Raw genomic sequence first — 13,921 nt, forward strand, 5'->3', positions numbered from 1 at the left:
ATACTTCGCCGGTCCAGAAACCTTCCTCCGGATCCGGCATGGCCCTCACGCTGCACTACCACCCGCTCTCCTCGTTCTGCCACAAGGTCCTGGTGGCGCTGCATGAGCTCGGCGTCCCCTTCGAAGGACGCTTGCTCGACCTCGGCGACGCGGCCCAGCGGGAGGCCTTCCACCGTCTGTGGCCCACGGGCAAGATGCCGCTGCTCGTCGACGATGGCGAGGTGGTGCCGGAGAGCAGCATCATCATCGAGCACGTCGCGACGCGCCACGCCTGGTCACAGACCTTGCTGCCCGCCGATCCGCGCGAGCAATTGGAGGTGCGGCTGTACGACCGGATCTTCGACCAGTACGTGATGCAGCCGATGCAGGCGGCCGTGGCCGACCGGCTGCGGCAGGCCGGGGAGCGCGACCCGCTCGCCGTCGCGGCCGCCCGGCGCACGCTGGCCATGGCCTACGGCCTCCTCGACCAGCGCATGGAAGGCCGGGAATGGGCCGCGGGTCGGGACTTCTCGATGGCCGACTGCGCGGCCGCGCCTTCGCTCTTCTTCGCCGCGACGATCGAACCCTTCGCGCCCGGCCAACGGCACCTCGCAGCGTATCTGGCCCGCCTGCTGGAACGGCCCTCGGTGGCGCGCGTGCTGGACGAGGCGCGGCCCTACTTCAGGTTCTATCCGGTGCGCGAGAACCTGCCCGCCGCCTACCGGCCGGCAGGGGCCTGACGTGCCGCGCGCGCACGACCCCGCCGAGCTCGACCGGATGTTCTTCGCGCTGTCCGACGCGAACCGGCGCGCGATGCTGGACCGCTTGAGCATCGGGCCCGCGTCGGTCTCCGAACTGGCGGAGCCGCTCGGCATCGCCCTGCCCTCCGCCGTCAAGCACCTGGCCGTCCTCGAAAGCGGCGGCTTCGTCGCGTCGGAGAAGGAAGGCCGCGTGCGCACCTACCGCGCCGATCCCCGGGCCCTGGCGGCCATGGAAACCTGGGTCGCGCAGCGCAAGGCCCGGCTGCATGCGCAGTTCGATCGCCTCGATGCCTACCTCGCCGCACGCGCGTCCCGGAAACGCCCATGAACGGACCCAGCACCTCCCACACCAGCTTCACCATCGACCGCGCATTCGGCGCGCCGCCGGAACGCGTGTTCGAGGCCTGGACCGATCCGGCCGCCAAGCGCCTCTGGGCCGACTGCCACGCGGAGGACACCACCAACTACAGCCTGGACTTCCGCGTCCTCGGCCGCGAGACGCACCGCGTGCGCCACCCGGACGGCTCGGTGCAGCTCGTGGAGAAGGTCTTCTTCGACATCGTGGCCGGCCGCCGGATCGTCTTCGCCTACGACATCGGCGTCGACGGCCGCCGCCTCTCGGTGTCGCTCGTCACCGTGGAGTTCGCCCCTTCCGGCGCCGGGACGCGGATGGTCTACACCGAACAGCTCGCCTACCTCGACGGACACCACGACCTCGCGCAGCGCATGCAGGGCACGGCCGAAGGGCTGGACCGTCTCGCGCTGTTCCTGCAGGAGCCCGGCCTCCCGCAGTGAGGGGCGCCTTCAGCTGACCACGCCGATGTTCCAGGGCACGAACTCGTGGTCGCCCAGGCCGAGGAGTTCGCTCTTGCTGCGCTCGCCGGACGCGACGCGCAACATCAGCTGGAAGATGCCTTCGGCCGCCTGGGGCATCGTCATCGTGCCGTCCAGGATCTCGCCGCAGTTGAAGTCCATGTCCTCGGTCAGCCGGCTGTACATCGGCGTGTTGGTGGCGAGCTTGATCGAGGGCACCGGCTTGGCGCCAAACATCGAACCCCGCCCCGTCGTGAACAGGATCATGTTGGCCCCGCCGGCGATCTGTCCCGTGGCGGAGCAGGGGTCGAAGCCGGGCGTGTCCATGAAGACGAAGCCGCCCTGCGTGACCGGTTCGGCGTAGCGGTACACCGCCATCAAGCCCGTGGTGCCGCCCTTCATGGAGGAACCCAGCGATTTCTCGAAGATGTTGGCGAGGCCGCCCACCTGGTTGCCCGGGCTCACCGCGCCGTTGATCTGCACGTCGCGCCCGGGCGAATACTCTTCCTTCCACCAGCGGATGCGCTCGACCAGCTTCTCGCCGACCGCGCGGCTCACCGCCCGGCGCGTCAGCGTGTGCTCGACGCCGTAGATCTCCGGCGTCTCGGACAGGATGGCGGTGCCGCCGTGGCGCACCAGGATGTCCATCGCCGCGCCCAGCGCGGGGTTGGCGGTGATCGACGAGAAGCCGTCGGAGCCGCCGCACTGCAATCCGACCTTGAGGTGGCGCGCCGACACCGGCACGCGGCGCACGTCGTTCGCCGCCGGCAGCATTCCCCGCACCGCTTCCACCGCCGCCTCGATGGTCCTGCGCGTGCCGCCCGTCTCCTGCATCACGAAGGTGTGCAGCCGCGGGTTGGCCTGCAGCCCCTGCTGCTCCATCAGGCCGGCCAGCTGGTTGCGCTCGCAGCCCAGCCCGATGATCAGCACGGCCGCGAAGTTCGGGTTGCGCGCGTAGCCGCCGATCGTGCGCCGCAGCAGGTCCATCGGCTCGCCGCTCATCTCCATGCCGCAGCCGAGGCCGTGCGACAGCGCCACCACGCCGTCGACCTCCGGGAAATCCTGCAGCCGCTCGGGCGTGAACCATTCCGCCACCTTGTGCACCACCGTGGCGGAGCAGTTCACGGTGGACAGGATGCCGATGAAGTTGCGCGTGCCGACCTGGCCGTCGGAACGCACGTAGCCCATGAACTGCGCCTGTTCGCCCTCCGGCAGCACCGGCGTGGGAACGTAGTCGCGGCCGTACGCGTAGTCGCGGTCGAACTCGCGGAAGCTCACGTTGTGCGAATGCACGTAGGTGCCGGCGGCGATGTCGGTCGCGGCGAAGCCGATGCAGACGTTGTACTTGAGGATCGCCTCGCCCTCGCGGATCGCCCGCGCCGCGATCTTGTGCCCCGCGGGCACCTGGCTGCGGCTCGTGAACCCCTCGCTGGGCACGGCCATGCCGATGCCCACGTCGGTGCGGGCGACCACCACGTTGTCGTTCGGGTGCAGCCGGATGATGGGCCCGGTGACCCGCTTTTCGGACAGTTCGATCATGGCCGCCATGATGCGGCAGCACCGCACGGGCGACAACCCGGCCGCCCCACCCAGGTGCCGGATGCAGCCTTATTTCTCGCGCCCGCCCACCAGCTCCAGCAGCGTGTGCAGGTCCACCGGCTTGGTGCAGTGGTGATCGAAGCCCGCCTCCGTCGCGCGCTGCTGGTCCTGCGCCTGGCCCCAGCCGGTGAGCGCGATCAGGCGGATGCCGCTGCCCCAGGGGGCCGAGCGGATCGCCGCCGCCACCTCGTAGCCGTTCAGGCGCGGCATGCCGATGTCGACCACCGCCACCTCCGGCCGCTGCGCACGCGCGACTTCCACGGCCTGCGCGCCGTCGGAGGCGGTCAGCACCGTGTGGCCTTCCAGCTCCAGCAGCGCCGCCATGGTCTGCAGCGCGTCCGCGTTGTCGTCGGCGAGCAGCACCTTGCGACGGGCACCGGTGGCCGCTTCGGGAACGTCCTTCGTCGCGGCGCCTTCGCGGCCCACCGCACCCACCCCCTGCGGGAGGTGCACCACGAACTCGGAACCGCGGCCCCTGCCCTCGCTGTGCGCCTCGATGCGGCCGCCGTGCATCTCGACCAGGCCGCGGCTCAAGGCCAGGCCGATGCCGAGGCCGCCTTCGGCGCGGTCGATGACCGAGGAGACCTGGGAGAACATGTTGAAGATCTCCTGCCGGTGCTCGGGCGTGAGCCCGATGCCGTTGTCGCGCACCCGCAGCTCCAGCGCCGGCGCGGCGACCTTCGCCTGCAGCACGATCCGGCCGCCCGGGTCCGTGTACTTGGCGGCATTGGACAGCAGGTTCGAGAGGACTTGCGCCAGCCGCACCGGGTCCGCGCGCAACTGCACGGGGGCGGCCGGCAGGTCCAGTTCCAGATGGTGGCGCTTGCCCTCCAGCAGAGGGCGCGCCGTCTCGACGGCCGCATCGACGACCGCGCGCAGCTGGACGTCCTGCAGGCGCAGCTCCAGCTTGCCGCGCGAGATGCGCGAGACGTCCAGCAGGTCGTCGAGCAGCAGCGACATGTGGCCGACCTGGCGTTCGATCACTTCCAGCGCCCAGCGTTGCCGCTCGGGCGCCTGCGCGCCGGCTTTCGCCAGTTGCGCCGCCTGGCGGATCGGCGCCAGCGGGTTGCGCAGCTCATGCGCCAGCGTGGCGAGGAATTCGTCCTTGCGCCGGTCGGCCTGCTGGAGCGCCTGCTGCCCCAGCACTTGCTCGGTCACGTCGTGGCCCTGCGCGAAGATGCCGACCACCCGGCCCTGCGCGTCGCGCACCGGCTGGTAGACGAAGTCGACGAAGCGCTCGTGCGGCGCCGCCTCCGGCGCCGGCTGCAGCAGCAGGCGCATGCCGCGCCCCACGAAAGCCTCGCCGCTCGTGTAGACCCGCGTCAGCAGCGCGTGAAAGTTCTGGTCGCGCACCTCCGGCAGGGCTTCCAGCGCCGGCCTTCCCTCCAGCCGCCGGTGCCCTACCAGCTGGTAATACGACCGGTTCACCATCTCGAAGACGAAGTCCGGCCCGCGCAGCAGCGCGATGAAGCCGGGGGCGTGGTCGAACCACTCGCGCAGCGTGCGCGCCGCGTCCTGCGCCTCGCGGACCAGCCGGTCGCGCTCGCGTTCGGCCGCCACCCGGCCGGTTTCCTCGGTACAGGCGCAGAACAGGCCGCCGATGGCACCGCTCTCGTCGTGGATGGGGCTGTACGACCAGGTGAAGTAGGTCGGCTCCGGGAAGCCGTTGCGCTCCATCACCAGCAGCACGCGCTCGTTCCAGGTCGCGCGGCCGTGCACCATCACCTCTTCCACCTGGGGGCCCAGCACGTCCCAGATGTCCTTCCAGCTGTCCGCCGCGGGACGGCCGAAAGCCTGCGGATGGCGCTGGCCGAGCACCGGGATGTAGGCGTCGTTGTAGATGTTCACCAGCTGCGGGCCCCACCAGACGAACATCGGGAAGCGCGAGTTCAGGCAGATGCTCACGGCGATGCGCAGGCTCTGCGGCCAGCCTTCCGCGGGGCCCAGTGGCGTGGCGGACCAGTCGGTGGCGAGCAGCAGCCGGCCGGTGACGCTCGCCGGCGCGGCGGCACTGCCCTGGTCGCCGCCGAACAGCAGGGGATGGAGGGAGCGTGCCACGGCGCTCACGGCCGGGGCGCCCGGGGCGCGAAGGGGAACATGATGCCGGCAGGATAAGGTTGCGCCGGCTGGCCCGGCTGTAGGACGGGGTGGACGCGCCGGGCATGCCCCTGCCCCGGAAGCACGCAGGCGGCACGCCGCACAATGCGTGCTGTCCGAACCGGAATGCCTGTATGAATGCCACCCTGCCGAACACTCCCGCCGAACCCCGCCTCACCTCGCTCTCCCACGGAGGGGGTTGCGGCTGCAAGATCGCCCCCGGGGTGCTTGCCGAGATCCTCAAGGGCACGGCCCGCCTGCCGGTGCCGCCCGAGCTGCTGGTCGGCATCGAGACGGCCGACGATGCCGCGGTCTACCAGCTGAACGAGGACCAGGCGCTGGTGGCCACCACCGACTTCTTCATGCCGATCGTGGACGACCCGTACGACTTCGGCCGCATCGCCGCCACCAACGCGATCTCCGACGTGTACGCGATGGGCGGCAAGCCCATCCTCGCGCTGGCGCTGGTCGGCATGCCGATCAACGTGTTGCGCACGCAGACCATCGCGCGCATCCTGGAAGGCGGCGAATCCGTCTGCCGCGCGGCCGGCATCCCCCTGGCCGGCGGGCACACGATCGACTCGGTCGAGCCGATCTACGGCCTGGTGGCCCTCGGCCTGGTGCACCCGAAGCGCGTGAAGCGCAATGCCGACGCCCGCGCCGGCGACGTGCTGGTGCTCGGCAAGCCGCTGGGCGTGGGCATCCTCTCGGCCGCGCTCAAGAAAGAGCGCCTGGACGCCGCCGGCTACGAACGCATGATCGCCACCACCACGCGCCTCAACACGCCGGGGCCGGACCTGGCCGCGCTGGAGGGCGTGCACGCGCTCACCGACGTCACCGGCTTCGGGCTGGCCGGCCATGCCCTGGAACTGGCGCGCGGCGCCGGCCTGTCGCTCACGCTGGACTGGTCCGCCGTGCCCGTGCTGGACGGCGTGCGCGAGCTCGCCCGGGCCGGCATGGTCACCGGGGCGTCGGGCCGCAACTGGGCCGGATACGGCGCGGACGTGGCGCTGCCGGCCGGATTCGCGGAAGCGGAACGCGCCCTGCTCACCGACCCGCAGACCAGCGGCGGGCTGCTCGTGTCCTGCACGCCGGAAAGCGTGGAGGAAGTGCTCGCGGTGTTCCGCCGCCACGGCTTCGCCGAAGCGGCCGTGATCGGCCGCGCCGAGGCCGCTGGCGCGTCCGGGCTCGCCGTCCGCTAGCGGAACACCGGCGCCCGCTTCTCCAGCGCCGCCTGCACCGCTTCGCGCTGGTTGGGGCTGCCGACCAGCCGCTGCTGCTCGAAGGCTTCGGCCAGCAGCACCCGCGCCGCATCCACCGGCGTCGCCGTGTTGAACAGGCGCTTGGCCGCGCGGACCGCGTCCGGGTTGCTCGCGGCGACCTGCCGCGCCAGGGCGCGCGCGTCCGCCAGCGGATCGTCGCCGAGCCGCGTGGCGAGTCCCAGCGCGACGGCTTCGGTCCCCGACACCACGCGGCCGGTGAAGGTGAGCTCCCGCGCGACGTCGGGCCGCACCAGCTCGGTCAGCAGCACGCAGCCGGCCATGTCCGGCACCAGGCCCCACTTGATCTCCATCACCGACAGCTTCGCCTCCGGATGGACGCAGCGCACGTCGGCGCCCAGCGCGACCTGCAGGCCGCCGCCGAAGGCGACGCCGTGCACCGCGGCGAACACCGGCACCGGCAGCTCGCGCCAGCCCCAGGACACCTGCTGCCAGAGGTTGGCGAGGCCGTGCGTGCGCGCCACGATGTCGCCCACGCCGCCGCCCGGCATGCCGGCGAGGCCCTGCATGCTGCCCATGTCCAGGCCGGCGCAGAAGCCGCGCCCCTCGCCGTGCAGCACGACCGCGCGGACGGCCGGGTTCGCGCGCAGGCCGGCCATGGCGTCCACGATAGCCCGGAACATCGCCGGGTCCAGCGCATTCATCTTGTCGGGCCGGGCCAGCGCGACCTCGGCCACGCCGTCGGCATCCACCGTCGTCCTGACGCGTTCCTCGTTCATGGGGAGCTCCTTGTCATGGGCGCATTGTTGCGCGAGTCAGCCTTCTGACAGCCGCCCGGTGTCGCGCCCGCGTCCGAGGGAAGCGCGCCCCGCGCCGCATCCGGGGTGTCCCCGCCCGCAAAACTACTTAGGGTCTAACCCCCTTTCTGCGCTGCAGCATGGTCCGCACCATTGGCGGCTTTGACGGGACGTCGTCCCGTGCCCTGCCACGCCATGCCGGAGGAGTGCCTTGTCCGCTGAGACCATCCTGGAAACCCAGGGCCTGACCAAGGAGTTCAAGGGCTTCGTGGCCGTGAACAACGTGGACCTCAAGGTCAGGCGCGGCGACATCCATGCACTGATCGGCCCCAACGGCGCCGGCAAGACGACCTTCTTCAACCTGCTGACGAAGTTCCTGCCGCCGACGCGGGGCACCATCACGTACCGCGGCGTCGACATCACGCACGAGCGGCCGGCGCAGACCGCGCGCCGCGGCATCGTGCGCTCGTTCCAGATCTCGGCCGTGTTCCCGCACCTGACCGCAATGGAGAACGTGCGCGCGGCGCTGCAGCGCAACCTGGGCACCTCGTTCCACTTCTGGAAGCCGGAGAAGTCGCTGCACCACCTGCACGGGCGGGCCATGGAGCTGCTGGCCACCGTCGACCTGCAGGACTTCGCGGACGAACTCACGGTCAACCTGCCGTACGGCCGCAAGCGCGCGCTGGAGCTCGCCACGACCATGGCGCTGGAGCCGGACCTGATGCTGCTGGACGAGCCGACGCAGGGCATGGGCCACGAGGACGTCCACCGCGTGACGCAGCTGATCAAGAAAGTTTCCGAAGGCCGCACCATCCTCATGGTGGAACACAACATGAACGTCGTGTCCTCGATCGCCGACCGCATCACGGTGCTGCAGCGCGGCGCCGTCATCGCCGATGGCCCGTACGCCGAAGTCTCGAAGAACCCGCAGGTGATCGAGGCCTACATGGGCGCGGCCGACACCGAACTGCAGGGGGCGCACTGATGTCGGCGCAGGAAACCCTGAACATCTCCGGCCTGCACGCCTGGTACGGCGAGTCGCACGTGCTGCACGGCGTGGACATGCGCGTCAATGAAGGTGAGGTCGTCGCGCTGCTGGGCCGCAACGGAGCCGGTCGCACGACCACCATGCGCGCCATCGTCGGCCTGACCGGCGCGCGCAAAGGCTCCATCCGCATCCGCGGCGAGGAAGCGATCAAACTGCCGCCGCACCGCGTGGCCAAGCTGGGCGTGGGCTACTGCCCGGAAGAGCGCGGTATCTTCGCCAGCCTGTCGGCCGAAGAGAACCTGATGCTGCCGCCGGAGATCGCCCAGGGCGGCATGAGCGTGGCCGAGATCTACGACATGTTCCCCAACCTGAAGGAGCGCGCGGCCAGCCCCGGCACGCGGCTGTCGGGCGGCGAACAGCAGATGCTGGCGGTGGCGCGCATCCTGCGCACCGGCGCGCGCCTGCTGCTGCTCGACGAGATCTCCGAAGGCCTGGCGCCCGTCATCGTGCAGAAGCTCGCCGAGACCATCCGCACGCTGAAGGCCAAGGGCTACACGATCGTGCTGGTGGAGCAGAACTTCCGCTTCGCCGCGCCGCTGGCCGACCGCTTCTACGTGATGGAACACGGCCGCATCGTGCGCGAATTCGCGCAGCACGAACTGCGCGAGAACATGGGCATGCTCCAGGAATACCTGGGTGTCTGACCGATCGAGAACGACGTTGTTTTACCTGAAGGAGACCTTGCTATGAAACTCAAGACCCTCGTCGCGGCCCTGGCCGTCGGCTTCGGCACCGCCAGCGCCTTCGCCCAGGCCCAGACCGGCCCGGTGCGCATCGGCTTCATCACGGACATGGCGAGCCTGTACGCCGACATCGACGGCCCCGCGGGCGCCGAGATGGTCAAGTGGGCCGTGCAGGACTTCGGCGGCAAGGTGCTCAACCGCCCGGTCGAGGTGCTGACCGCCGACCACCAGAACAAGGCCGACGTCGCCGCCTCCAAGGCACGCGAGTGGATCGACAGCCAGAACCTGTCGCTGCTGATCGGCGGCACCAGCTCGGGCACCAACCTGGCCATGGCCGGCATCGCCAAGGAGAAGAAGCGCCCCTTCATCTCCATCGGCGCCGGCTCCGCCCGCCTGACCAACGAGGACTGCTCGCCCTACACCATCCACTACGCCTACGACACCGTGGCCCTGGCCAAGGTCGGCGGCAGCGCGCTGGTGAAGGCCGGCGCGAAGAAGTGGTACTTCCTGACCGCCGACTATGCGTTCGGCCACTCGCTGGAAGCGGACTCGTCCACCGTGGTCAAGGCCAACGGCGGCACCGTGGTCGGCGCCGTGCGCCACCCGCTGAACGCCTCGGACTTCTCCTCGTTCCTGCTGCAGGCGCAAGGCTCCAAGGCCGACATCCTGGGCCTGGCCAACGCCGGCGGCGACTTCATCAACGCGATGAAGGCCGCCAAGGAGTTCGGCATCACCAAGAGCATGAAGGTCGCCGGCCTGCTGGTGTTCATCAACGACGTGCACTCGATCGGCGTCGCCAACGCCGAGGGCCTGCAGGTCGCCGACAGCTGGTACTGGAACCAGGACGACGAGTCCCGCAAGTTCGCCGCGCGCTTCTTCGAGAAGTACAAGCGCATGCCCTCGTCGCTGCAGGCCGCCGACTACTCGGCCACGATGAACTACCTGAAGGCGGTGCAGAAGGTCGGCACCACCGACACCGACAAGGTGATGGCCGAACTGCGCGGCATGAAGTACAACGACTTCTATCACAAGAACGGCAGCGTGCGCGCCGACGGGCGCATGATCCACGACATGTACCTGTACCAGGTGAAGGGCTCCAAGGAGTCGACCAAGCCCTGGGACTATTACAAGCTCGTGGCCAAGGTGCCGGGCGACCAGGCGTTCACGACGGTCGCCGAGTCCAAGTGCTCGCTGCTGAAGAAGTAAGAAGACCGGGTTGAACCCGTGGGCGGGCCAGCCGGCCCGCCCACCCCACGAGCAGACCACTGCCCCCCATGGAAATATTCGGCATTCCCCACCAGGCCTTCCTCGGCCAGCTCATGCTGGGCCTCGTCAACGGCGCGTTCTACGCCATGCTGAGCCTCGGCCTCGCCGTCATCTTCGGCCTGCTGGACATCGTGAACTTCGCGCACGGCGCGCTGTACATGGTGGGCGCCTTCGCCGCCTGGATCATGCTGGACAAGTGGGGCGTGAACTACTGGTTCGCGCTCGTCCTCGCGCCGCTCATCGTGGGCGCGCTCGGCGTCGTCATCGAACGCCTGTTCCTCAAGCGGCTGTACGGGCTGGACCCGTTGTACGGCCTGCTCCTCACCTTCGGCCTGGCGCTGATCCTCGAAGGCGCGTTCCGCCGCGAGTACGGCGTCTCCGGCCAGTCGTACCAGGTGCCCGAACTGCTTTCCGGCGCCACCAACCTCGGCTTCATGATCCTGCCCAACTACCGGGCCTGGGTCGTGGTCGCCTCCATCACCGTCTGCCTCGCGACCTGGTACCTGATCGAGCGCACGCGCCTCGGTGCGTACCTGCGCGCCGGCACCGAGAACGCGAAGCTGGTGCAGGCCTTCGGCGTGAACGTGCCGCTGATGGTCACGCTCACCTACGGGGCAGGCGCCGCGCTCGCCGGCCTCGCCGGCGTGCTGGCCGCGCCCGTGATCCAGGTGACGCCGCTCATGGGCTCCAACCTGATCATCGTGGTGTTCGCGGTGGTCGTGATCGGCGGCATGGGCTCGATCCTGGGCTCGGTGATCACGGGGCTGGGCCTCGGGGTCGTCGAGGGCTTCACCCGCGTGTTCTACCCCGAAGCGTCGAACGTCGTGGTGTTCGTGATCATGGCGATCGTGCTGATGCTGCGCCCCGCGGGCCTGTTCGGGAAGGAAGCCTGATGTCCACGCCCTCCACCTCCTCCGTGGCCGCCGACCTGCCCGTGGAAGCCCCCAACGCCGCGATCGCCAAGCATGGCGGCGGCGTCGGCAGGGCGACCGGGCTGGTCTACCTGGCGTTGCTGGCGCTGGCGCTGGTCGCGCCCTTGATCGGGCTGTACCCGGTCTTCGTGATGAAGCTGCTGTGCTTCGCGCTGTTCGCCTGCGCCTTCAACCTGCTGCTCGGGTTCACCGGCCTGCTGTCGTTCGGCCACGCCGCCTTCTTCGGCTTCGCGGCCTACATCACCGGCCACACCGTGAAGGTGATGGGCTGGTCGCCCGAACTCGGCATCCTGGCCGGCGTCGTCGTCGCGGCGCTGCTCGGCCTCGCCTTCGGCTTCGTCGCCATCCGCCGCCAGGGGATCTACTTCGCGATGATCACGCTGGCGCTGTCGCAGATGGTCTATTTCCTCTGCCTGCAGGCACCCTTCACCGGCGGCGAGGACGGGCTGCAGGGCGTGCTGCGCGGCAACCTGTTCGGCGTGATCCCGCTGATGGACGACACGGTCATGTACTACCTGGTGCTCGCCATCTTCGTGGCGTGCTTCCTGGGCATCATGCGCATCGTCAACTCGCCCTTCGGCCAGGTGCTGAAGATGATCCGCGAGAACGAGCCCCGCGCCGTCTCGCTCGGTTACGAGGTCGACCGCTACAAGCTGCTCGCCTTCGTGTTGTCGGCCTCGCTGGCCGGCCTGGCCGGGTCGCTCAAGACCCTGGTGATGAAGTTCGCCACGCTGACCGACGTGCACTGGTCCATGTCCGGCGAAGTCATCCTGATGAGCCTGCTGGGCGGCGTCGGCACCTTCTTCGGACCGGTGCTCGGCGCCGGCATCGTGATCGCGCTGCAGAACATGCTCGCCGACAAGGTCGGCGAGTGGGTCACGGTCATCATCGGCGCGATCTTCGTGCTGTGCGTGCTGGCCTTCCGCAAGGGCGTGGTCGGCGAACTGCTGGCCTGGCGCGACCGCCGCAAGGCCCGCGCGAAGGCCTGATGTCATCCAGGTGATTGGAGCCCCCGGCGGCCCGCGCTAACCTGCGGGCAGTTCACGGAGGCTCCATGAAAGAACTCTTCTCGCTCCAGGGCCGCGTCGCCCTCATCACCGGCGGCTCGCGCGGCATCGGCCGCATGATCGCCACCGGCTTCCTGCAGCAGGGTGCGCGCGTCTACATCACGGCGCGCAAGGCCGCGGCGTGCGATGCGGCGGCCGCGGAACTGTCTTCGCTGGGCACCTGCATCTCGCTGCCGGCCGACGTCTCCACCGTCGAGGGCGCGCGCCGGCTGGCCGCGGAGATCCAGCAGCGCGAGCCCGCCCTCGACATCCTCGTGAACAACGCCGGGGCGGCCTGGGGCGAGGACTTCGACACCTTCCCCGAGCAGGGCTGGGACAAGGTGGTGGACCTGAACATGAAGACGCCCTTCTTCCTGACGCAGGCGCTGCACGAGGCCCTGAAGCGCGGCGCGAAGGAACGGCCGGCGAAGGTGATCAACGTCGCCTCGATCGACGGGATCTCGGTGAACCCCTGGGAGACGTATTCGTACAGCGCCAGCAAGGCCGGCCTGATCCACCTGACGAAACGCATGGCGCTGCGCCTGGCGCAGGACAACATCGTCGTCAGCGGCATCGCGCCCGGACCTTTCCCCTCCGACATGAACAAGCAGGCGCGCGACCACGGCGATGCGGTGGCCGAACGCGTGCCGGTGCACCGCATCGGCACCACCGAGGACATGGCGGGCGCGGCGATCTACCTCGCCTCGCGTGCCGGCGACTACGTGGTGGGCGAGACGATCGTGGTGGACGGCGGCGTGACGATCGCGCGGGGCTGAGGCCTCAGAGCGTCCAGTTCTGCGGGCCGCGGCTGGCGATCTTGGCGGCCCCGACCTTGTTGCCCAGCTCGGCGCAGCGCGCCAGCGACCAGCCCTGCTCCAGGCCGTGCAGCAGCGCGCCGCGCCAGGCGTCGCCGCAGCCGGTGGGGTCGACGACGGCGGCGGCCTTCACCGGCGGCACCAGCGTCTTCTCGCCCTGCACCCAGACCTCGCAACCTTCCCCGCCGAGCGTGACCACCAGGCCCTGCACGCGCTTCGAGATCTCCGCGCTGCTCCAGCCGGTGCGCTCGCTGAGCATCTTGCCCTCGTAGTCGTTCACCGTGACCCACGTGGCCTGGCCGATGAAAGCGGCGAGCTCCTTGCCGTCGAACATCGGGAGGCCCTGGCCCGGGTCGAAGACGAAGGGGATGTCCGCCGCCTCGAATTGCGCCGCGTGCTGCAGCATGGCGTCGCGGCCGTCCGGCGAGATGATGCCGAGCTTGATGTCCGCGCGCCTGGCGACCTGCAGGCGGTGCGCCTGCATCATCGCGCCGGGATGGAAGGCCGTGATCTGGTTGTTGTCGCGGTCCGTCATGATCATCGCCTGCGCCGTGTACGTGTCGTCCACGCGCAGCACGAACTCGGAGCTGATGCCCAGCTGCTGCAGCCGTTCCAGGTAGTCGGCGCCGTCGCTGCCGACCGCGCCCATCGGCAGCGGCGTGCCCCCGAGCTGCTTCAGGGCATAGGCGATGTTGCCGGCGCAGCCGCCGAAGTCGCGGCGCAGTGCCGGCACCAGGAAGGAGACGTTCAGGATGTGCAGCTGGTCCGGCAGGATCTGCTCGGCGAAGCGGCCCTCGAAGGTCATGATGGTGTCGAAGGCGAGGGACCCGCAGATGACGGCGGCCATGGTCTCTTTCTGGACTGG

At 69.8% G+C, this 13,921-nt stretch carries 14 protein-coding genes; 10 read left to right on the forward strand and 4 right to left on the reverse strand.

The window, feature by feature from the left end; translation table 11 throughout:
* Positions 1–38: 38 nt before the first annotated feature.
* Genes IM787_RS00725 through IM787_RS00735 form a run of 3 tightly spaced genes read left to right on the forward strand, consistent with a single transcriptional unit; the run spans position 39 to position 1,535 of the window.
* Positions 39–719 (forward strand): glutathione S-transferase family protein, encoded by a 681-nt coding sequence (locus IM787_RS00725; protein WP_193674714.1) that lies wholly within the window; start codon positions 39–41, stop codon positions 717–719.
* 37 nt (positions 720–756) lie between these two features.
* The gene (locus IM787_RS00730; RefSeq protein WP_193675483.1) at positions 757–1,068 is read left to right on the forward strand and encodes an ArsR/SmtB family transcription factor; all 312 of its coding nucleotides are present in this window, start codon (positions 757–759) and stop codon (positions 1,066–1,068) included.
* Positions 1,065–1,535, forward strand: a complete 471-nt coding sequence (locus IM787_RS00735; protein WP_193674715.1) for an SRPBCC family protein — start codon at positions 1,065–1,067, stop codon at positions 1,533–1,535. Before IM787_RS00730 ends, IM787_RS00735 begins: the two co-directional genes overlap by 4 nt.
* Before the next feature lie 9 nt (positions 1,536–1,544).
* Here the strand turns inward: IM787_RS00735 and IM787_RS00740 are convergent, their stop codons facing one another.
* The gene (locus IM787_RS00740; protein WP_193674716.1) at positions 1,545–3,092 is read right to left on the reverse strand and encodes a UxaA family hydrolase; all 1,548 of its coding nucleotides are present in this window, start codon (positions 3,090–3,092) and stop codon (positions 1,545–1,547) included.
* Positions 3,093–3,161: 69 nt separating this feature from the next.
* On the reverse strand, positions 3,162–5,210 hold the full coding sequence (locus IM787_RS00745) for a hybrid sensor histidine kinase/response regulator (RefSeq protein WP_193674717.1): 2,049 nt from the start codon (positions 5,208–5,210) through the stop codon (positions 3,162–3,164).
* A 173-nt stretch (positions 5,211–5,383) separates the two neighbouring features.
* On the opposite strand from IM787_RS00745, the gene selD reads away from it, so the two are divergent.
* A complete protein-coding gene (gene selD, locus IM787_RS00750; RefSeq protein ID WP_193674718.1) occupies positions 5,384–6,451 on the forward strand; it encodes a selenide, water dikinase SelD in 1,068 nt (355 codons plus the stop codon).
* On the opposite strand, the gene IM787_RS00755 is transcribed toward selD, so the two are convergent.
* Complete coding sequence (locus IM787_RS00755; RefSeq protein ID WP_193674719.1) at positions 6,448–7,248, reverse strand: crotonase/enoyl-CoA hydratase family protein; 801 nt, start codon at positions 7,246–7,248, stop codon at positions 6,448–6,450. The genes selD and IM787_RS00755 overlap by 4 nt on opposite strands.
* A gap of 229 nt (positions 7,249–7,477) precedes the next feature.
* Here IM787_RS00755 and IM787_RS00760 point away from each other — a divergent pair, with 229 nt between their 5' ends.
* The 6 genes from IM787_RS00760 (at position 7,478) to IM787_RS00785 (ending at position 13,017) form a co-directional block, all read left to right on the forward strand.
* Positions 7,478–8,251 carry an ABC transporter ATP-binding protein gene (locus tag IM787_RS00760; RefSeq protein WP_193674720.1) on the forward strand — a complete coding sequence of 258 codons (774 nt, stop codon included), beginning with the start codon at positions 7,478–7,480 and terminating at the stop codon, positions 8,249–8,251.
* Positions 8,251–8,958, forward strand: coding sequence for an ABC transporter ATP-binding protein (locus IM787_RS00765; RefSeq protein WP_193674721.1), 708 nt, complete (start codon positions 8,251–8,253; stop codon positions 8,956–8,958). The genes IM787_RS00760 and IM787_RS00765 overlap by 1 nt, the downstream gene beginning before the upstream one ends.
* A 42-nt stretch (positions 8,959–9,000) precedes the next feature.
* On the forward strand, positions 9,001–10,203 hold the full coding sequence (locus IM787_RS00770) for an ABC transporter substrate-binding protein (protein WP_193674722.1): 1,203 nt from the start codon (positions 9,001–9,003) through the stop codon (positions 10,201–10,203).
* A gap of 68 nt (positions 10,204–10,271) precedes the next feature.
* Positions 10,272–11,156 (forward strand): branched-chain amino acid ABC transporter permease, encoded by an 885-nt coding sequence (locus IM787_RS00775; RefSeq protein WP_193674723.1) that lies wholly within the window; start codon positions 10,272–10,274, stop codon positions 11,154–11,156.
* A complete protein-coding gene (locus tag IM787_RS00780) occupies positions 11,156–12,184 on the forward strand; it encodes a branched-chain amino acid ABC transporter permease (protein ID WP_193674724.1) in 1,029 nt (342 codons plus the stop codon). Before IM787_RS00775 ends, IM787_RS00780 begins: the two co-directional genes overlap by 1 nt.
* Before the next feature lie 65 nt (positions 12,185–12,249).
* Positions 12,250–13,017, forward strand: a complete 768-nt coding sequence (locus IM787_RS00785) for an SDR family oxidoreductase (RefSeq protein ID WP_193674725.1) — start codon at positions 12,250–12,252, stop codon at positions 13,015–13,017.
* 4 nt (positions 13,018–13,021) lie between these two features.
* Here the strand turns inward: IM787_RS00785 and IM787_RS00790 are convergent, their stop codons facing one another.
* Positions 13,022–13,903, reverse strand: coding sequence for a carbohydrate kinase family protein (locus tag IM787_RS00790; RefSeq protein ID WP_193674726.1), 882 nt, complete (start codon positions 13,901–13,903; stop codon positions 13,022–13,024).
* Positions 13,904–13,921 lie beyond the last annotated feature (18 nt).

The sequence above is a fragment of the Ramlibacter pallidus genome (genome assembly GCF_015070875.1).
GTDB classification, from domain to species: Bacteria; Pseudomonadota; Gammaproteobacteria; order Burkholderiales; family Burkholderiaceae_C; genus Ramlibacter; species Ramlibacter pallidus.